Source organism: Pseudomonas sp. 1L-B-1-E-C1, assembly GCF_057291835.1.
Genome location: NZ_JBXAWN010000014.1, coordinates 146,324 through 165,415, shown reverse-complemented (window position 1 = coordinate 165,415; position 19,092 = coordinate 146,324). Strand labels below are relative to the sequence as shown.

General features: G+C 53.0%; 18 protein-coding genes. All 18 read left to right on the top strand.

All coding sequences use genetic code 11. The features are described from left to right. The first annotated feature begins 23 nt into the window (after window positions 1-23). The 18 genes from rpsA (at window position 24) to AC0Z4S_RS23265 (ending at window position 19,011) form a co-directional block, all read left to right on the top strand. Window positions 24-1,709, top strand: coding sequence for a 30S ribosomal protein S1 (rpsA, locus tag AC0Z4S_RS23350; RefSeq protein ID WP_016770920.1), 1,686 nt, complete (start codon window positions 24-26; stop codon window positions 1,707-1,709). A gap of 192 nt (window positions 1,710-1,901) precedes the next feature. Then, window positions 1,902-2,180, top strand: coding sequence for a hypothetical protein (locus tag AC0Z4S_RS23345; RefSeq protein ID WP_485624759.1), 279 nt, complete (start codon window positions 1,902-1,904; stop codon window positions 2,178-2,180). 152 nt (window positions 2,181-2,332) lie between these two features. After that, window positions 2,333-2,629, top strand: coding sequence for an integration host factor subunit beta (gene ihfB, locus AC0Z4S_RS23340; protein ID WP_007950920.1), 297 nt, complete (start codon window positions 2,333-2,335; stop codon window positions 2,627-2,629). Between the two features lie 30 nt (window positions 2,630-2,659). Next, window positions 2,660-2,899 (top strand): lipopolysaccharide assembly protein LapA domain-containing protein, encoded by a 240-nt coding sequence (locus AC0Z4S_RS23335; protein ID WP_485624758.1) that lies wholly within the window; start codon window positions 2,660-2,662, stop codon window positions 2,897-2,899. A gap of 221 nt (window positions 2,900-3,120) precedes the next feature. Continuing rightward, window positions 3,121-4,197, top strand: a complete 1,077-nt coding sequence (gene rfbB / locus AC0Z4S_RS23330; protein ID WP_485624757.1) for a dTDP-glucose 4,6-dehydratase — start codon at window positions 3,121-3,123, stop codon at window positions 4,195-4,197. Further along, a complete protein-coding gene (rfbD, locus tag AC0Z4S_RS23325) occupies window positions 4,194-5,087 on the top strand; it encodes a dTDP-4-dehydrorhamnose reductase (RefSeq protein ID WP_485624756.1) in 894 nt (297 codons plus the stop codon). Before rfbB ends, rfbD begins: the two co-directional genes overlap by 4 nt. Next, the gene (rfbA, locus tag AC0Z4S_RS23320; protein WP_223631194.1) at window positions 5,084-5,974 is read left to right on the top strand and encodes a glucose-1-phosphate thymidylyltransferase RfbA; all 891 of its coding nucleotides are present in this window, start codon (window positions 5,084-5,086) and stop codon (window positions 5,972-5,974) included. Before rfbD ends, rfbA begins: the two co-directional genes overlap by 4 nt. Before the next feature lie 55 nt (window positions 5,975-6,029). Further along, the gene (locus tag AC0Z4S_RS23315) at window positions 6,030-6,950 is read left to right on the top strand and encodes a glycosyltransferase (RefSeq protein ID WP_223631195.1); all 921 of its coding nucleotides are present in this window, start codon (window positions 6,030-6,032) and stop codon (window positions 6,948-6,950) included. Window positions 6,951-7,128: 178 nt separating this feature from the next. Continuing rightward, entirely contained in the window at window positions 7,129-8,118 is a 990-nt protein-coding gene (locus AC0Z4S_RS23310; protein ID WP_485624755.1) for a glycosyltransferase family 2 protein, read from the top strand. A 55-nt stretch (window positions 8,119-8,173) separates the two neighbouring features. Then, window positions 8,174-8,992: an ABC transporter permease gene (locus AC0Z4S_RS23305; RefSeq protein ID WP_485624754.1), complete on the top strand. Its 819-nt coding sequence runs from the start codon at window positions 8,174-8,176 to the stop codon at window positions 8,990-8,992. Then, on the top strand, window positions 8,982-10,307 hold the full coding sequence (locus AC0Z4S_RS23300) for an ABC transporter ATP-binding protein (RefSeq protein ID WP_485624753.1): 1,326 nt from the start codon (window positions 8,982-8,984) through the stop codon (window positions 10,305-10,307). The genes AC0Z4S_RS23305 and AC0Z4S_RS23300 overlap by 11 nt, the downstream gene beginning before the upstream one ends. A 146-nt stretch (window positions 10,308-10,453) precedes the next feature. Then, window positions 10,454-11,581 carry a sulfotransferase family protein gene (locus AC0Z4S_RS23295; protein ID WP_485624752.1) on the top strand — a complete coding sequence of 376 codons (1,128 nt, stop codon included), beginning with the start codon at window positions 10,454-10,456 and terminating at the stop codon, window positions 11,579-11,581. Window position 11,582: 1 nt separating this feature from the next. Next, window positions 11,583-12,641, top strand: coding sequence for a glycosyltransferase family 2 protein (locus AC0Z4S_RS23290; protein WP_485624751.1), 1,059 nt, complete (start codon window positions 11,583-11,585; stop codon window positions 12,639-12,641). Window positions 12,642-12,758: 117 nt separating this feature from the next. Further along, a complete protein-coding gene (locus AC0Z4S_RS23285; RefSeq protein ID WP_485624750.1) occupies window positions 12,759-13,214 on the top strand; it encodes a hypothetical protein in 456 nt (151 codons plus the stop codon). A gap of 14 nt (window positions 13,215-13,228) precedes the next feature. After that, window positions 13,229-14,377, top strand: coding sequence for an acyltransferase family protein (locus tag AC0Z4S_RS23280; RefSeq protein WP_485624749.1), 1,149 nt, complete (start codon window positions 13,229-13,231; stop codon window positions 14,375-14,377). A gap of 7 nt (window positions 14,378-14,384) precedes the next feature. Next, window positions 14,385-16,592, top strand: coding sequence for a glycosyltransferase family 4 protein (locus AC0Z4S_RS23275; protein WP_485624748.1), 2,208 nt, complete (start codon window positions 14,385-14,387; stop codon window positions 16,590-16,592). A gap of 93 nt (window positions 16,593-16,685) precedes the next feature. Next, window positions 16,686-17,618, top strand: a complete 933-nt coding sequence (locus AC0Z4S_RS23270) for an NAD-dependent epimerase/dehydratase family protein (RefSeq protein ID WP_485624747.1) — start codon at window positions 16,686-16,688, stop codon at window positions 17,616-17,618. 46 nt (window positions 17,619-17,664) lie between these two features. Continuing rightward, window positions 17,665-19,011 carry a glycosyltransferase gene (locus AC0Z4S_RS23265; RefSeq protein WP_485624746.1) on the top strand — a complete coding sequence of 449 codons (1,347 nt, stop codon included), beginning with the start codon at window positions 17,665-17,667 and terminating at the stop codon, window positions 19,009-19,011. The last annotated feature ends 81 nt before the right edge of the window (window positions 19,012-19,092 follow it).

The window sequence follows — 19,092 nt, the reverse complement described above, 5'->3', positions numbered from 1 at the left end:
CGCCCTCATCTACAGGAATTAAAATGAGCGAAAGCTTTGCGGAACTCTTTGAAGAAAGCCTGAAAACCCTGAACCTTCAGGCAGGCTCCATCATCACCGGTGTTATCGTTGATATCGATTACCAGGCTCGCTGGGTAACCGTTCACGCTGGTCTGAAGTCTGAAGCACTCATCCCGCTTGAGCAGTTCTACAACGATGCTGGCGAACTGAACATCAACGTTGGTGATGAAGTTCACGTTGCTCTGGATTCGGTTGAAGACGGCTTTGGCGAAACCAAGCTGTCCCGTGAAAAAGCCAAGCGCGCTGAATGCTGGATCGTTCTGGAAGCAGCCTTCGCAGCCGAGGAAGTGGTCAAGGGCGTTATCAACGGTAAGGTTAAAGGCGGCTTCACTGTCGACGTTAACGGCATCCGTGCGTTCCTGCCAGGTTCCCTGGTTGACGTCCGTCCTGTGCGCGACACCACGCACCTGGAAGGCAAAGAGCTGGAATTCAAGGTCATCAAGCTGGACCAGAAGCGCAACAACGTTGTCGTTTCCCGTCGCAGCGTCCTCGAAGCCGAGAACTCTGCCGAGCGTGAAGCTCTGCTGGAATCCCTGCAGGAAGGCCAGCAAGTCAAAGGTATCGTCAAGAACCTCACCGATTACGGCGCATTCGTCGATCTGGGTGGCGTGGACGGCCTGCTGCACATCACCGACATGGCTTGGAAGCGCATCAAGCATCCTTCCGAGATCGTCAACGTTGGTGACGAAATCGACGTCAAGGTTCTGAAATACGATCGCGAACGCAACCGTGTTTCCCTGGGCCTGAAGCAACTGGGCGAAGATCCATGGGTTGCTATCAAAGCCCGTTACCCAGAAGGCACTCGCGTTACCGCTCGTGTTACCAACCTGACCGACTACGGCTGCTTCGCTGAGCTGGAAGAAGGCGTTGAAGGTCTGGTACACGTTTCGGAAATGGACTGGACCAACAAGAACATCCACCCTTCGAAAGTCGTACAAGTCGGCGACGAAGTGGAAGTCATGGTTCTGGACATCGACGAAGAGCGTCGTCGTATCTCCCTGGGCATCAAGCAGTGCAAGTCGAACCCATGGGAAGACTTCTCTGGCCAGTTCAACAAGGGCGACAAGATCTCCGGCACCATCAAGTCGATCACCGATTTCGGTATCTTCATTGGTCTGGACGGCGGCATCGACGGTCTGGTTCACCTGTCCGACATCTCCTGGAACGAAGTGGGCGAAGAAGCCGTACGTCGTTTCAAGAAGGGCGACGAGCTGGACACCGTCATCCTGTCGGTTGACCCAGAGCGCGAGCGCATCTCGCTGGGCATCAAGCAACTGGAAAGCGATCCGTTCTCCGAGTACGTCTCGGTTAACGACAAGGGCGCTATCGTGACCGGTACCGTGAAAGAAGTTGACGCCAAAGGCGCCATCATCGTTCTGGCCGACGACATCGAAGCTACCCTGAAAGCCTCCGAAATCAGCCGTGACCGCGTTGAAGACGCGCGCAACGTTCTGAAAGAAGGCCAGGAAGTTGAAGCCAAGATCATCAGCGTTGACCGCAAGAGCCGCGTAATCCAGCTCTCGATCAAGTCGAAAGACGACGCTGAAGAGAAAGAAGCCATCCAGAGCCTGAAAGCAGCTCCGGAAGGCGAAGCAGCTGACACCACCATGGCGGCACTGCTGCGTCAAGCAATGGCCAAACAGAACTGAGTTCTGCTTGATCATTAAAAAGGGCGACTTCGGTCGCCCTTTTTTGTGCCTGCGATTTGGTCTTTGTACGTCCGTGCATGAAACCAATGGCTTCGGCTGCGGGTCTGTTTCTTTAATCGGATCAATCGCCTATTGGCGACTAAGCTTGATCTTGAGCATTAGTCGTCAGGCTTGCCTGGCATAAGGAAGTGGATGAACAAGTTATTTGTTGTTGCGGTGGTATTGGCGCTGGCAGGGTGTACCACCAGTGCGAAGACTCATGCGGTGCGCGGGGTCAGTGGTATCGAGGTCGATTGCTCCGGGTTGGGTTCCGGTTGGGAAAAGTGCCAGAAGCGTGCAGCGAAGGAGTGCAAAGGCAAGGGCTATAAGGTCATCACCCGTTCTGACGATGCCAAAGATGAAGACGAATACCTGTTCGGCTTCAATCCCGCAGGCTTTGTAACCCGGACCATGCTGGTGATGTGTCGTTAAGTGAGCGGCGATCCGACTCGCTAGGGAATGCCCTGAAAATGGGCGTTTTGACCCCGGGAAAGATATGTCAATCCCTGGGCTGTTCAAAATCATCCGGGCATGCTAAAACCTTTCAAGCGCTGATCTAGCTGCTTGAAAAAGAAGGGAAAAATATGACGAAGTCGGAGTTGATCGAACGAATTGTCACCCATCAAGGGCTACTCTCATCCAAGGATGTGGAGCTGGCCATCAAGACCATGCTTGAACAAATGTCTCAGTGCCTCGCCACCGGTGATCGTATCGAGATCCGTGGATTTGGCAGCTTCTCCCTGCACTACCGCGCACCGCGCGTTGGTCGCAACCCAAAGACCGGACAGTCCGTCAGTCTGGACGGTAAATTCGTCCCGCATTTCAAACCGGGCAAGGAATTGCGTGACCGCGTGAACGAAGAAGAGGAGGAGGGCGCGTGATCTTCGCTATTCAAATTCGAGGGCGCTTGAATGCGTAATCTGCAACGCATACTGCTTGGCGTTTTTCTTCTGCTGATGGTTCTGATTGTTCTGGCGTTTGTGCTTGAGAACCAGCAGTCGGTTTCGCTTCTTTTTCTGGGTTTTTCCGGCCCGCAACTGCCGGTATCAGTGGTCGCGGTATTGGCACTGCTGATCGGTATGCTGATCGGCCCGGTACTGGGCTGGTTTCTGGGACGTTCGTCCAGAGCTGCACGCAAGCGAATGATCTGAAAGCGACGCGAGCACGGCATCTGTCGAAATTGCGCCTCAGCCTGTCTTTATCCATTAGTAAAACTATCATTAAGCTGTAAAATGCCTCCCTTGTTCGATCGTGCCTTAATGCATGTCGATTTTCAGATTGACTCTGACGGATGCCAGTTAGTGGCTTCTGCATCATGGATTAGACCGCGCTCGCTGGCAGCGCTGTCCGCAGCTCAAGGGTATCGTTTCGCGTGAAAATTCTAGTTACCGGCGGCGCCGGCTTCATTGGCTCGGCAGTCATCCGTCACATCATCTCCAACACTTCCGACGCAGTGGTCAACGTCGATAAGCTGACGTACGCCGGTAATCTGGAGTCCCTGGCAGAAGTCAGCCAGAACTCGCGTTACGCCTTCGAGCGTGTCGATATCTGCGATCGTGACCAGATCGACCGTGTCCTGCGTGAGCACCAACCCGATGCAATCATGCACCTGGCCGCAGAATCCCACGTCGATCGCTCGATCTCTGGTCCGTCCGAGTTCATCCAGACCAACATCATCGGTACTTACACTTTGCTCGAGTCCGCGCGCCACTATTGGTCCGCGCTGGACGATACCCGCAAGAGCAACTTCCGCTTCCACCATATCTCCACTGACGAAGTGTATGGTGATCTTGAAGGCCCGGAAGATCTGTTCACCGAAACTACGCCTTATCAGCCAAGCTCGCCATACTCGGCCAGCAAGGCCAGTTCCGACCACCTGGTTCGTGCCTGGGCTCGCACCTATGGTTTGCCAACACTGGTCACCAATTGCTCAAACAACTACGGCCCTTGCCACTTCCCCGAGAAGCTGATCCCGCTGATCATTCTCAATGCGCTGGAAGGCAAGCCGCTGCCGGTGTACGGCAAAGGCAATCAGGTCCGCGACTGGCTCTATGTGGAAGACCATGCTCGCGCGCTGTACAAGGTCGTAACCGAGGGTGTTATCGGCGAGACCTACAACATTGGCGGTCATAACGAAAAGCAGAACATCGAAGTGGTTCGTACACTTTGCGCCCTGCTTGACGAGCTGCGTCCGGATTCTGCACATCGCCCGCATGCCAGTCTGATCACCTACGTCCAGGATCGCCCGGGCCATGATCAGCGTTACGCAATCGATGCCAGCAAGATCCAGCGTGAGCTGGGCTGGACTCCTGAAGAAACCTTCGAAACGGGTATTCGCAAGACCGTCGAGTGGTATCTGAACAACGCTGAATGGGTAGAGCACGTGAAGAGCGGCAGCTACCAGCAGTGGATCGATCAGAACTACGCGGATCGTTCGAACAAGGCATGAAGATCCTTCTTCTGGGAAAGGATGGTCAGGTGGGTTGGGAGCTGCAACGATCCCTTCGGCCGCTTGGCGAATTGATCGCACTGGGTCGGCATGGCGTTGACGGGTTGTCTGGTGACTTGACCGACCTAGCGGCCTTGCGCGAGACAATCCGCAAGATTCAGCCTGACGTGATCGTCAATGCGGCAGCTTACAATGCCGTCGACACTGCCGAGTCCGAGCCAGATCAGGCTAATCTGGTGAATGCGCGAGCTATCCAGGTTCTCGCCGATGAAGCTCGCGAAGTGGGTGCCTGGTTGGTCCACTACTCGACTGATTACGTGTTTGGCGGTCAGGGACAAGAGCCCTGGCTGGAGAGCGACGAACCGCAGCCGCTGAATCGCTACGGCGAAAGCAAGTTGGCGGGGGAGCGAGCCGTTCAGGTCTCCGGTTGCCGTTACTTGCTGTTTCGTACCAGTTGGGTTTACAGCGCTCGTGGCGGCAACTTCGCCAGGACCATGCTGCGTCTGGGTAAAGAACGCGAAAAACTCAATATCATCGTTGATCAGGTGGGAGCGCCGACAGGTGCCGATCTGATTGCGGATATAACCGTACTGGCACTGCAGCAAGCGCTCAAGCGCCCGGAGCTGTTCGGTTTGTATCATCTGGCAGCCGCTGGGGAAGTGTCATGGTACGGCTATGCCTGTCATGTCCTGGATTTTGCCAAGGCCAATGGCGAGTCGCTTGCCGTACAGGCAATAGAACCCATCGAGGCAACGGCTTATCCGACTGCCGCACGTCGTCCGTTGAACTCGCGGTTGAATACACAAAAGCTACGCGACAATTTTTCTCTACACTTGCCGGATTGGCAAAGTGGTGTAACTCGAATGCTTAGGGAAGTTCTGAACAAATGACCACCAATAATCGTAAAGGCATCATCCTCGCCGGCGGTTCGGGCACTCGCCTGCATCCGCTGACCCTCGGCGTGTCGAAGCAGATGCTGCCGATTTACGACAAGCCGATGATTTTCTACCCGCTTTCGGTACTGATGCTTGCCGGCATGCGCGAGATCCTGATCATCTCCACGCCGGAAGATCTACCGAACTTCCGCAAATTGCTGGGTGATGGCAGCCTTTACGGTATCAAGCTGACTTATGCCGAGCAGCCGAGCCCGGATGGACTTGCACAAGCGTTCATCATCGGTGAAGAGTTCATCGGCAAGGACCCTTGCTGCCTGATCCTGGGTGACAACATCTTCTACGGCCAGCACTTCTCGGACAACCTGCGCTCTGCCAATGAGCAGGAGAGTGGCGCCACTGTGTTTGGCTATCACGTTTCCGATCCGGAGCGTTTTGGCGTGGTCGAGTTCGACGCGACAGGCCGTGCCCTGAGCATCGAAGAAAAGCCGTTGAAGCCGAAATCCAACTACGCGGTGACCGGTCTGTATTTCTACGACAACGATGTCGTGGAAATCGCCAAGAATATTAAGCCGTCGGAGCGAGGCGAGCTGGAAATCACTGATGTGAACAGCGCCTACCTCAATAAGAAGTCTTTGAATGTCGAAATGCTCGGCCGTGGCTTCGCGTGGCTGGATACCGGTACCCATGACTCCCTGCTGGAAGCAAGTCACTTCGTTCACACCATCGAACAGCGTCAAGGCTTGAAAGTGGCGTGCCTCGAAGAAATTGCTTACCACAATGGCTGGATAACAGCAGAGCAACTGGGTTCTCAGGCAAATGCCTTGAAGAAAACCGGTTACGGTCAGTACCTGCAAAAACTGCTGGACTCGCCTTCTCGCTGATTCGAAAGCCTCGCGCTTTCAATCGGTGGGTTTAATCGCTGCTAGCAGGAATGGCATGCCAGTAAAACATCCCAAGATTGCGGTTTTGCTGGCTGCCTACAATGGCATGCAGTGGATCGAGGAGCAGGTAGCTTCGATCCTCGGTCAGCAGTCCGTCGATGTCACTATTCATATCAGCGTTGATTTGTCCGATGACGGCACCGAGGCCTGGTGCAAAGCTCTCGAAGAGGTCGACAGTCGCGTGATTCTTTTGCCTCCTGCCGGGCGTTTTGGTGGTGCGGCGCGTAATTTTTTTCGTTTGATTCGAGATGTTGATCTTCACGATTACGATGCTGTGTCGTTTGCAGATCAGGATGATATCTGGGAGTCCGACAAGTTGCTGCGCGCTACACAAGCCATTGCCTCGCACGGAGTCGATGCCTACTCGAGCAATGTCACGGCTTTCTGGCCGGATGGCAAGACCATCCTGCTCGACAAGAGTCAGCCACAAGTTGCCTGGGATTTTCTGTTCGAGGCGGCGGGGCCAGGCTGCACTTACGTGTTAAACCCCGCGCTTGCCCGGTCACTGCGCCAACAGGTCGTTCAGGATTGGGAGCGGCTGCAGCAAGTCAGTTTGCACGACTGGTATTGCTATGCGTTCGCTCGCAGTCATGGCTTCAAATGGTTCATCGATTCGCGGCCGAGCATGCTTTATCGGCAGCACGAGAGTAACCAAGTAGGCGCCAATACCGGGTTGACGTCACTATTTCAACGCTATGTCACCATCCATGAAGGCTGGTGGTTCAAGCAAGTTCAGGCCATCGCACTGCTTGTCGGGGCGGATAAAAACCCCTTCGTAAGCAACTGGTTGCCTCTGCGGCGGCGTGATTTGCTGCGGTTATCCGTCAGGGGCGGGCAGTGCCGTAGGCGGCCGCGTGACAAGTTTCTGTTTTTCTTCGTCTGCTGGCTGACTGCGGTCGTTGGCAGGAAGTGCTGATCGAGGCTGGAGCGGGTTTTGCGATTTCGCTTCGCCTGCTCGAAGCCCAACAACCGCAGATGAAAGTTCTCTATAATCGCCCGCTTCATGAAGGGAACGAATGAAGCCGATGCCGTCGAAGCACTGGATATGATTCCTCAGGCTTCCGACCGGCGTTTTAATTGCAGTGGAGCATACAGTGTCAAGCCCCTTATCAGCGGATTCCGCGAACTCCGGCCTGAGTGTCGATACAGTCGAAGTGCCGGGGCTGGATGAGTCTGTCGCGATATTGCTGTGCTCGTATAACGGTGAGCGATTTATTTCCGAGCAATTGAGCTCCATTGAACAGCAGCAACATACGCAGTGGCGTCTGTTCGTTTCCGATGACGGATCGTCCGACTCGACACTGGAGATTCTCAAGTTGTTTCAGGCGCGTATGGGGGAGCAGAAAGTGACGTTGCTTTCCGGCCCTCGAACGGGGTTCGCCGACAACTTCATGTCGGTGACCTGTCTGGAAAATATCAGCGCTGATTTTTATGCATGGTCCGACCAGGATGATGTCTGGGCGGCCGATAAGCTCAGCGCTGCGTTGACGTGGCTACGTCAGGTACCCGTTGGCGTTCCTGCGCTTTATGCCTCCCGGACGACGCTAGTCAATGAGTCCGGTGTCGAAGTGGGAATGACCCCCGGATATTGCCGCGACTTCAGCTTCCCCAATGCGCTCATACAGAATGTCGCCGCCGGAAACACGATGGTTTTCAATCGCGCGGCGCATGAGCTATTGAAAGCGGGGCCGGCTCGGGGCATTGTCGCCCATGACTGGTGGGCTTATATGTTGGTGACAGGCGCCGGCGGGCAGTTTCATTTCGATCAGGTGCCGCATCTTTTCTATCGGCAGCACGAAATGAATTCGATAGGCGCCAATGCGGGATTCATGGCCGCCCTGACGCGTATCCGGAAAATGTTTCAGGGACGTTTGCGGCGCTGGATCGACCAGAACATCGAGCACCTGGAGGTGGTTGAGCATCTTCTGACCGAGCAGAACCGCAAAGTGCTGAGCCAGTTCAAGAATGCTCGCAAGCATGGCCTGGCTGGACGCATCACCGGGATATGGCGCTCGGGTATTTACCGCCAGACGCTCCTGGGGAATCTGGGGCTTGCAGTAGCAATCATTTTCAAAGGAATTTGATGATGAATGTTGTGAAAAGGGGTTTGAAAATGAGTTTTTTTGAGGTCACAGGTTAATGCAGAAGTTTTCAGCGGCGCCTGGCGTCATGTTCTCCAGTGTCTGGCGCAATCGCGCACTTATCATTGCTTTGATCAAGCGCGAAGTCATCGGTCGCTACCGCGGCTCCTTTATGGGCATTCTCTGGTCGTTCTTCAATCCGATCGTGATGCTGGCGATCTACACATTCGTGTTCAGCTTCATTTTCAATTCACGCTGGACTGGGGCCGGTGATTCAAAAGCCGAGTTCGCGTTGATCCTGTTCGCCGGCCTGATGGTTTTCAACCTGTTCGCAGAGTGCGTCACCCGCGCGCCCAATCTGATTATTTCAAATGCCAACTACGTGAAGAAGGTCGTGTTTCCGCTGGAAATACTGCCGTGCGTAATCGCCGGCTCTTCCTTGTTCCATGCGTTGGTCAGCCTGATTGTGTGGTTGCTGGCTTACTGCGTGTTCTTTGGCATACCGCCGCTCACATTGTTTTACCTGCCGCTGGTCATAGCGCCGCTGGTGCTGATCATCCTGGGTCTGTCATGGGGGTTGGCCGCCATCGGTGTTTACATGCGAGATGTCGCGCATTTCATCGGCCTGGTGACCAGCGGTCTGATGTTCCTGGCGCCGATTTTCTATCCTGCTACAGCAGTGCCGGAGGAGTATCGGCATCTGCTTTTGCTCAACCCGCTCACCGTGGCCGTGGAGAACGTAAGGGCCGTACTGTTTTTCGGGCAGCAGCCTGATTGGCAGGCGCTCGGCATCTACGCATGCATAGCGATTGCAGTGGCTTACCTGGGGTTTGCCTTCTTCCAGAAGACTAGAAAGGGGTTTGCCGATGTCCTCTGAAATCGCAATCAAGCTGCAGAATGTCAGCAAGTGTTATCACATTTACGACAAGCCTCGCGATCGTCTCATGCAGATGGTTGCTGGACAGCGCAAACAATATTATCGGGAGTTCTGGGCGCTCAAGGACGTCTCGTTCGAAATCAAGAAAGGCGAAACGGTCGGTATTGTCGGCCGTAATGGCAGCGGCAAATCGACGTTGCTTCAGGTCATCTGCGGTACGTTGAACCAGACCGTCGGTGATGTTCAGACTCTGGGCCGTATCGGCGCGCTGCTTGAACTCGGCTCCGGATTCAACCCAGAGTTCACCGGGCACGAGAACGTCTACATGAACGCCGCGATTCTCGGCTTGAGCCGTGCGGAAGTGGATGAGCGCTACGCCGACATTGCCGCATTCGCCGACATTGGCGAGTTCATTCATCAGCCGGTCAAGACGTACTCCAGCGGCATGATCGTGCGTCTGGCGTTTGCCGTTCAGGCGATGGTCGACCCGGACATCCTGATTGTCGATGAGGCGCTGGCGGTCGGTGATGAGCGCTTCCAGCGCAAGTGTTTCGCCAGGCTCGATGAGTTGAAGGCGAAGGGCACTTCTATTCTATTCGTCTCCCACTCGGGACCGCAGGTTGTCGAGCTGTGTGATCGGGCGATTTTGATGGAGCGCGGTGAACGCGTCTGTACCGGATCGCCGATGGAAGTAGTCCGGGCGTATCAAAAGCTGATTTACGCGCCCGCGGACGAACAGCCTCGATTGATCGAGGAATTCCGCGCAATTGGTATGGACAAGATTGCTGTCGAAACGACCCCGCTGGAAGCTGGGCAGGATGCTCCGGCGCAAGACCAGTACTTCGATGCCGGAATGGTGCCTGAGTCGACTACGGTCTACCCCGAACAAGGTGCTCGAATCGACGCATTCGAGGTGTTCGACAAAGAAGGACATCGTTGTAATGTCCTGAAGGCCGGCGGCGAATACGATATTGTCATGCGTGGCAAGCTCACTGACGCGGTTTCGCGGGTTTTCTTTGCGATGCATATTCGCACGGTGTCGGGCGTCGTGATTACCGGTCAGCGTTTCCCCGATGAAGGGAAATATTTTGACTGTGAAGCCGCTGAGCGCGAGTTTCGAGTCACGTTCAGCTGCAAGATGGTGATGCTCCCCGGCGTATACTTCGTCGGTGGGGGCGTGTGGTCGGAGAGCGAGCCAACCCTGTGCCATCGGATTCTGGATGCTTCGATGTTCAGGGTGGTGTCGGATCAGGGGGCGAGGTCGTTTGGTTATATGGATGTTTCGGTCGATGAGCCCGCACTTGAATTGCTCTGAACATCAAAAAATTTCCCAGTTCGCGTATGTTGCGCTGAAGAGCTGGCTAATTCACGTTGAAGAACACCGGGCGCTCGGGTTGGCACAGTCTAGTGTCGATAAAGTTTCCGTTCGCGAGATAAGATATGAAGCCTGAGAGGACGGTGATGACAAACAGTAGTGAAGAAAGTTTACTGGATTATTTTTCGTGGAATAGCTGCGTTTCGGATAAGCAGAAGTTGTTCTACGTCGCCACTCCAAAGGTGGCTTGCACGTCTCTGAAATGGTGGTTTGCGGAGCTTGAGGGCGTCGCCCAGGCCGTTAGAGAGAAGAAAATTAGTTCAGAGACCGATCCGGAACTTGTCATCCACGATACGCTGCTGGCCGTAGCTCCGAATCTTCTGGTTCGTTCCGAAGAGCGGCTGGCTCAGGTCATAAGTGAAGGTTATTTTAGCTTTGCGTTGGTAAGGAATCCCTACAAAAGGCTGTTTTCTGCCTGGCAATCGAAAATCTTGCTGCGCGAGCCACTGCAGATTGAACCTTACGTTAGTCAAGCTTTTCTGGACTGCCCGGTTAAGGTCATGTCTGACGTGACAGCTGCGTTCGAGTGCTTTCTCGAGTACTTGTATGCGCATGAGCGTGAGGGGTTCAAGGATTCACACTGGACACCACAGTACGATTTGCTCCAGCCGCTGAATTTCTCTTACGACTTCATTTCCAAAATTGAAGACACTTCAGAGCTTAACGCCGCGCTTCGTAGTCATCTCGGCGATGCTTACGTCAACCCGTTCACGACGGCCAGAGCAAATGAAAGCCTTATTCCTTACCTTCCGGAGTTCATAAGTCCTCGTTCCAAAGCGTTGATAGACGACCTCTACGCGAAGGATTTTGAAGCGTTCGGTTATCCGACGACAGTCGCACCGGCGAAAGAGAAGTTTTCTCAAGAACAGTTGACGGTGGCGCTCAAGGGCGTCGAGTTGCTGCACGGTCGACATCAGCGAATCAGTGAAATTCGCCAGACTTTCACAGAACAGGTGTCCAGCTTGTTAGTCGACAAGCAATGGCTTGCCGAACAGCGTGAGACCTGGATGGAGATGGCAAAGAGCAAAGAGAGCGAACTCTTGGATCTTCAAGCGCATCACAAAGAATTTGTGGGCCAAGCTGAATTGCAGTGGGTCAAGTCTCAGCAACTTCAGGCTGAAAACGAAAAATTGCAGCATGCTCTCGAGAAGGCCCAAACCGGGGTCGCGGCGCCTGCCTCAGAGCATGTTATTGAAAAGGGCAAAGGGGATTAAGGTGGCGAAGGTTTCAGTTGTACTCACTTCCTATAATCACGATAAGTTCATTGGGCAGGCAATTGATTCTGTTCTCAATCAAACTTACAGTGATTGGGAACTCATTGTCGTTGATGATGTATCGCCAGATGACTCTTGGGCGGTTATTGAAAGTTATAATGACCCCCGGATCATCAAGATCCGAAATGATCGTACGCGCCGTTATATTTACAATATCAACCGTGCGATTCAGTCCCAAAGCACTGGTGAATACATCGCGATCCATCACTCGGATGATGCCTGGGCACTGGAAAAACTTGAAAAGCAAGTGGCTGTGCTTGATTCCAATCCGCACATAGGGGCAGTTTTTACCCATGTGCAATGCATCGATGAAAGTAATCAGGCGCTGTCTATCGATTGGTTCAATCAGCCGAACAAAAGCCGAACGGCCTGGTTGCGAGCACTGTTTTTCAACGAGAACCGTTTGTGCCATCCGAGTGTGTTGGTTCGGCGCAGTGCCTATGAGCAGGCTGATCTTTACAAGTGCGCCCATGCTCAAATTGATGACGCTGAGTTGTGGACTCGCCTGTTAAAGAAGTCGGACATTCACGTCATTCAGGAAAAGCTGACACTGCATAGGATCTTCTCGGATCAATCCAATGCGAGTGGCGACCGACCAGATCGGCGGGCTCGCTTGAAGCTGGAATGGCATCTGCAGAAGCAGCATTATGTCGATTTGCCCCAAGCGGATATTCTTGAGATCTTCCCGGAGGCAGCTAAGTGGGTTACGCCTCAGGGTGCGAATAATGAGTTTCTGGTGGCAATGGTGGCGATTCATGTCGGTCTTTGCCCAGGTACGCGATTGTTTGGTATCGAACTGCTCTATCAACTGATGACCTGCGCGGAAACTCAGGAACAGATTGAGACGGTGCACGGCTTTAACTATCTGGACTTCATCGGCCTTACCGGAAAAGAGGATTTTTTCGGTGAGGGTTCCGGACCCTTGCAGCCTCCTGTGACTGCAGTTACGGGATGGCGAGGCTCGGTGAGCAAGGCTCTGCGCAAAATAGGTATTTTGTAAAGTTTTTGGCCAGGCCACTGTAGGCCGGTTGCGACATCGGAATCAGCGATGGCTCTTGAGATAACGTCAAGAGTATTGCTGGTTTTGTTTGCATATCACAAAAGGTTGAGGCGCTGAGTGAAGATTGATCTGAAAATTTTAGGCTCCGTTTGTATATTTGTCTGCCTGGCTGCGGCTGTTTTGTATTTCACTCGCTGGATGGACGTCAAGGCGCCTGTAGAAAACATCACTTCCGTTGCTGTTTCTGATCAGTTGCAGATTGACATTGTCAGCAACGCATTGCAGTTGGAATTGAAAGGCTGTGATGTCGCTCAGGTCGCCGATAATTTTTTTGTTCATATCTATCCGCTAGACGCGTCGAAAGCGGGGGCAGAAGGCTTCATAAACAAAGACTTCAATTTGACTGGCTTAAAGCGGTTATCCAAAGAGACGCGGTCGGGTGTGACCTATTGTCGTTATGTGGTTGCCTTTGGCTCAGTGGCCGTTGACAGGATGGAACTGGGGCAGTTCAGGGCTCCCGAGGGAAAGTGTTGCGAGATACTTTGGAATAGACAAGTAAACTTTAATAGATAGTTTTGGTGTCATTAATGAGCACAACTGTTGCGGATTCCAATCGTTCTTTCGGACTTGACGTTTGTCGGACGCTCGCCTGTTTACTTGTCGTATTCGGCCACATGCTTGGGCATTCTTTGCCCAGTCCGATACTGTCTAATTTCGCATTTCTCGCCATATTTGGCGTTGATCTATTCTTTTGTCTCAGTGGTTTTTTGATCGGCAGGATTCTGCTGAAAGAAGCTGCTAACTGGAGTATGTCCAGAACCAGTGGGCTTACCAATTTTTGGTATCGTCGCTGGATGCGTACTTTGCCACTTTACGTTTTTTTCTTTTTTGTTTCCTTAAAGTTCGACTGGCAAGGGGCGACCACTTTTTCTGAACAGTTTCGCTATCTGTTTTTTGCTCAGAATTTTGCTTGGCCCATGACGGATTTCTATCGTTTGTCCTGGAGCCTAGCGGTGGAAGAGTGGTTTTATTACACCTTTCCGCTGTTGATTTTGCTAGTGATCGGCTTTGGTGCGGGTGTCAAGCGAGCAGCCATGGTTACAATCGTCGTTTTCATGGTCGTGCCATTCCTGGCGCGAATCGGGATGCCTATTGAGTCGGTCAGATATGATGACGCCCGCTATGTTGTCCTCTATCGGCTGGACGCCATAGGCTTCGGTGTGCTGGCGGCGTACATCTATACGTGGCACAGACCAAGGTTTGAGCGCATTGCCAAGTATTGGTATATCCCGCTGGCAGTTGTGATAGGGATTATTGTTTCGACCAAAATGGGAGCGCCTTGGTTGTTGAATGGCAAGGTTCTTCAGTCGCTGTTTTTCACCTGTTCGGCGATATTTTTTGCAGCCTTGATTCCAGCATTCTTTAGTTTGCGGCCCTGCCGCTGGGGCTGGTTCAACCGCTTTGTAAATTTCACGAGTCTGGTTTCGTATTCGATCTATCTCGGGCACATTTTTGCGTTCACGATAGTGATTGCAGTGCTCAATCGTTTCGGATTGCACGAGGCTGTCTACAATAATCCATGGATCGTGTATCCGATATTTACGATTTGTGTCTACTTGCTTGCTTACTCTACTTATCGTCTCATCGAAAAACCGTTTCTCAAACTTCGCGATATTGATGGAACGTCGTTGATGAAATTTTTGAAAAGTCTTCAGCGCCTTGGGGCAGGGAAGTAGGTCTTTTATGCAAGATTCAACAGCTCCCGATTTTCCTAGCTACCGTGCCACGGTTGCAATGGCGAAGAATTACCAGGCAGCATTAGCTGATGGTGCGCAAGATGCTTCTGTACTTGTTGTTACTGCGATAGATGATCGCGCTTGTGACTTGAGCGAAGTTTATGAGTCATTGTGCGCTCAAACATTTCAAGGTTGGAACTGGCTTGTTTCTTATGACCAAGCGTTGGGTCATCAACTGAGTCCTGGCCTCGTTACAGCACTTGCAGGCGATAAGCGGGTATCCCTGCGGCCCCATGCCGAATGTCGGTCTGCGAGTGCATTATGGAAGTCGTTTGATTATGTGGTGCTTGTGGATGCCAAGACGCAATTGGCGGCTACCTTTATCGAGAAGGCTTTATGGTGTCTGGTGTCTAATCCGGAATTCTCCTTTTGCAATTCATTAGGAGTTATACCGGGGAAGAGGGGGGGGCTGATCAATCAGAATCTAAACCAGGGCAAGTATCACCTCGATAATGCTCAGCCAAAAGTCAGAGGGATGGTTTTTCGTAAAGCGCACCTTCTTGGGTCTGTTACTGATGTAGCAAGCCTGGCCGATGGCCGTGACCCGACAGAAATGCTGTCGCGATTGGCAGAGGCTGGTCATTGGGGCTATACCATCCCTGAGTGTTTGCAATGGTGCGGAGTTTCGGCTGTCGAAAGCGAAGCGGAAACGAATGTTGCAAGAGCAAGTAAGCCGGTCCCACAGGTTAATCGTCGCTATCCCTCAGCTTATGAAACATTGCCGGTGGAGTTTCCGTTTCATAATGCATTGAAGCCAAACGCCAATGGCAGGAGGGTAATGGTCCTTTTGCCGTGGATGGTGGAAGGTGGGGCTGATCGGGTCAGTATTGACCTCATCCAGGGAATGGTTGCCAACGGGGTGGATGTTACGGTGTGCGCCACTCTTGAGGCAGATCACCGTTGGCTTGGCAAGTTTGCCGAGTTGACTCGCGATATTTTCATTCTGCCGGATATTTTGTCGCCGTCTGACTTTCCGCGCTTCATCCTGTACCTGATCGGGTCGCGAAGCATCGACACCGTTCTGATCACCGGCAGTACGCTGGGCTATCAACTTCTTCCGTATCTGCGTAGTGCTGCACCGGATACCGCGTTCATCGATTTATGCCATACCGAAGAGATGAATTGGCTTAACGGCGGGCATCCACGATTTGCGGTGGGCTATCAGGACGCGCTCGATCTGAACGTTGTGAGTACGGGTCATCTCTCAAAATGGATGGTGGGGCTGGGAGCGGACCAAGACAAGATTCGGGTCATGTATACCGGGATCAAGTCTCAGCCAGTATCGCTGTCCGAAGAGAAACGTGTTGCGGTATTGCGTGGTTTCGGGCTGGATGAAAATGCGCTGACCATCATTTTCGCCGGTCGTATGTGTGATCAGAAGCGACCGCTGAAGCTTGCTGAAATTTTTCATGCGGCAAAGCAGAAAGGCATCCGTTTCAATGCACTTGTCATTGGTGAGGGGGAGCTGCGTCCTGCGTTCGAAACCTTGATCTCTGACTACGACCTTAAGGCCGAGTTGCGGATTCTGGGGGCCAAATCTCACGCCGATTGGCTGTCCCTTCTGGCGGTATCGGACATCTTGTTGATGCCATCCGAATATGAGGGGATTTCCGTGGCTCTCCTTGAATCCATGGCGGCGGGAGTAGTTCCGGTCGTGGCGGATGTTGGCGGCCAGGATGAACTGGTAGGCGAAGATACTGGCTATCTGATTCCGCACGGCGAGGATGAAGTAGCTCAATACGTGAGTGTCATTCAGGCGCTTGCTGCTGATCCCGTCAGTCGTCGTAACAAAGCACAGGCGTGCATGAAACTGATCGAGCGGAGCTACACCGCTGAGGCAACAAATCGTCAGTGGCTTGAAATCCTGGATGAGGCGCATGTCCGCAGAGATGGCTCAGCGCAGCCTTTCCTGCCGATGGGCCTGGCGAAGGAATTAGCCACGACTGCACTGGAAAACAGACGTGTCACGTCCTATCTTGATCATCTGTATGCGACGCACTGTCTGACTAACAATGCGCAAACAGAGATTTCATATAGTCGCGGAATTGTTAATTTGTTGATTGCTAAAGTTCGTCGATACCGTGTTGCGAAGTTTATATTTGACAGGCCTTTTATCAAGAAAACTTTAAGAAGGCTAAAACTGACTGTTTCTTGACGTATTTTGGTTTTTGTGTTAGGTTTTTTGTCTTTTTGTTGACTGATTTATGTCAGTTTTTTGCAATAGTTTCGATGTCTGTCGAGAGTTTTTATGAAAATTACGGTATTTGGCGGCGGCGGCTTTATCGGCTCGACTATTGTTGATCGCTTGTTGCAAGACGGGCATTCGATCCGAGTATTCGAGCGTCCGCGAGTGGGGGAGTACCGTAAGTTCTTGCCCAATGAATCCGTCGAATGGATGACAGGTGATTTGTCGTCCACCAGTGACATAAACAAGGCAGTAGAAGGGGCAGATGTTGTTTTTCATCTGGTTTCCACCACGCTGCCGAAAAGCTCGAATGAAGATCCGGTCTACGATGTCCAGAGCAATGTCGTTGCAAGTTTGCAACTGCTCAATGCAATGGTTGCGCACGAGGTTGGCAGAATCGTTTTCATTTCTTCCGGAGGCACTGTCTATGGCGCTCCGAAGTACCTGCCGATCGACGAAAAACACCCGACAGATCCAGAAGTTTCTTATGGCATCACCAAGCTGACCATCGAGAAATACCTGCAAATGTACAACCATCTGTATGGCATCAAGCCTGTTGTTCTGCGGGTCGCCAACCCTTACGGCGAGCGTCAGCGCGTGGAGACTGCGCAGGGCGCGGTGGGTGTGTTCATCCATAACGTGCTGAAGGGCTTGCCGATCGAGATTTGGGGGGACGGTAGCGTCGAACGCGATTTCCTGCATGTCAGCGATGTGGCCGAGGCGTTCGCCAAGGCGGCTACCTACTCGGGTAGCGCCAGTGTCTTTAATATCAGTTCGGGCGTGGGAACCAGCCTGAACAGTCTCATGTCGATGATCGAAGAAGTCAGCGGTGAGCCGGTTGCCCGTAACTACAAGCCTGGCCGTTCTTTCGATGTGCCAGTGAGTGTACTGAGCAACGATTTGGCGCGCGACGAACTGGGCTGGGAGCCCAAGGTTTCGATGAGGGAAGGGATCGTGCGAACTTTCGAGTGGGCCAAGAACGAACAGCAGAAGTGAGTGGTCGGTTGAGTTACCGCCTGCTCGGTGCCAGCGTTGGTTACAAATGAAGGTCCTGCTCACTGTTCATCAGTTTTTCCCGGAGTTTTCCGCGGGTACAGAGGTTTTGACGCTGTCCGTTGCCCGCGTATTGCAGGCCCTTGGCCATGAGGTCAGGGTTTTTACGGGCTATCCGGCTACCGAGGCGCTCGCGGACAGTGAGCGCTTCGATCAATATCGGTACGACTCCATTCTGGTTGATCGTTTTCGGCATGCCTATGTGCCCATGGGCGATCAAACTTCAAAAATTGAGATCGGATGTGATAACCATCTGGCCGCTGACTTTTTCGGGCACTTGCTGGAAGAGTTCAGGCCGGATGTCGTGCATTTCTTTCACCTCAATCGTCTCGGCACTGGCCTGATCGAAAAAGCGGTCGCTGCCGGTGTGCCTGCGTATTACACGCCAACCGACTTCTGGAGTATTTGCCCTACCGGGCAGTTGCTGCGTTGTGGTGGAAGAACGTGCGCGGGCCCGAGCAAGGAAGCGGGCAATTGTGTCGTGCACTTTGCTGCCAGCCAGCTTCCTGAGCGCATTGGCAGGCTCATGAGCGCGGTGCCGGATGTCTTTAGTGATACGGTCGTACGCATTGTTCGCTCGTCGCGCATACCGGCCGGCTCGGTGGTACGTGAGGTGCGGGCGTTGAGTGGTCGTCTCGAGCGTAACGTTCGGCGGCTGAATCTTCTGCAGGGCATCATTGCGCCGAACCGGATGATCGAAACGCTGTTGACGCGTTATGGCGTGCGGCCAGACATCCTGGTCAGGTCGTCCTATGGCATCAATCTTGAGCCGCCAGTCGTCGTGCGAGATCGGGCGCGGCGTGAGGGTCCCTTGGTATTGGGGTTCGTTGGCACGCTCGCGTCACACAAAGGTTGTCATGTGCTTCTTGAGGCTCTTCAGCGTTTTTCTGCTCGCGATTTACAGCTGAGAATCTACGGCAAGCAAACGGATTTTCCCGACTATGTTGCCGGTTTGCATCGACTGGCTGATGGCAACGAAGCGGTAAAATTTTGCGGCACGTTTGCCAACGAAGACATATTCACCGTGCTGGGTGGACTGGATGCATTGGTGGTCCCTTCGGTTTGGAATGAAAATACGCCACTGGTCGTCTATTCAGCGCAGGCTGCCGGTTGCCCGGTTGTGGCCTCCGATGTGCCTGGCATTGCTGAGGCCGTGACACACGATTTTAATGGGTTGCTGTTTGAACCAGGCAGCGTTTCTGACCTTGAAAGCGCATTGAAACGACTATTGGTCGAGGATGAGTTGTTAGCGAGACTGGCAACGAATTCCTCGCCTCCGAAATCTGTTTCTGTCTATGTGAATGAATTGTTGCAAAAATGGAATTCATCCATGTAACAGTGGCCATTAATGTCTCGTGTCAAGGTTTTCCTTGGCGCGGGCAGACCCTGGGTCTATTCTTCACGCTTAATTACGAAC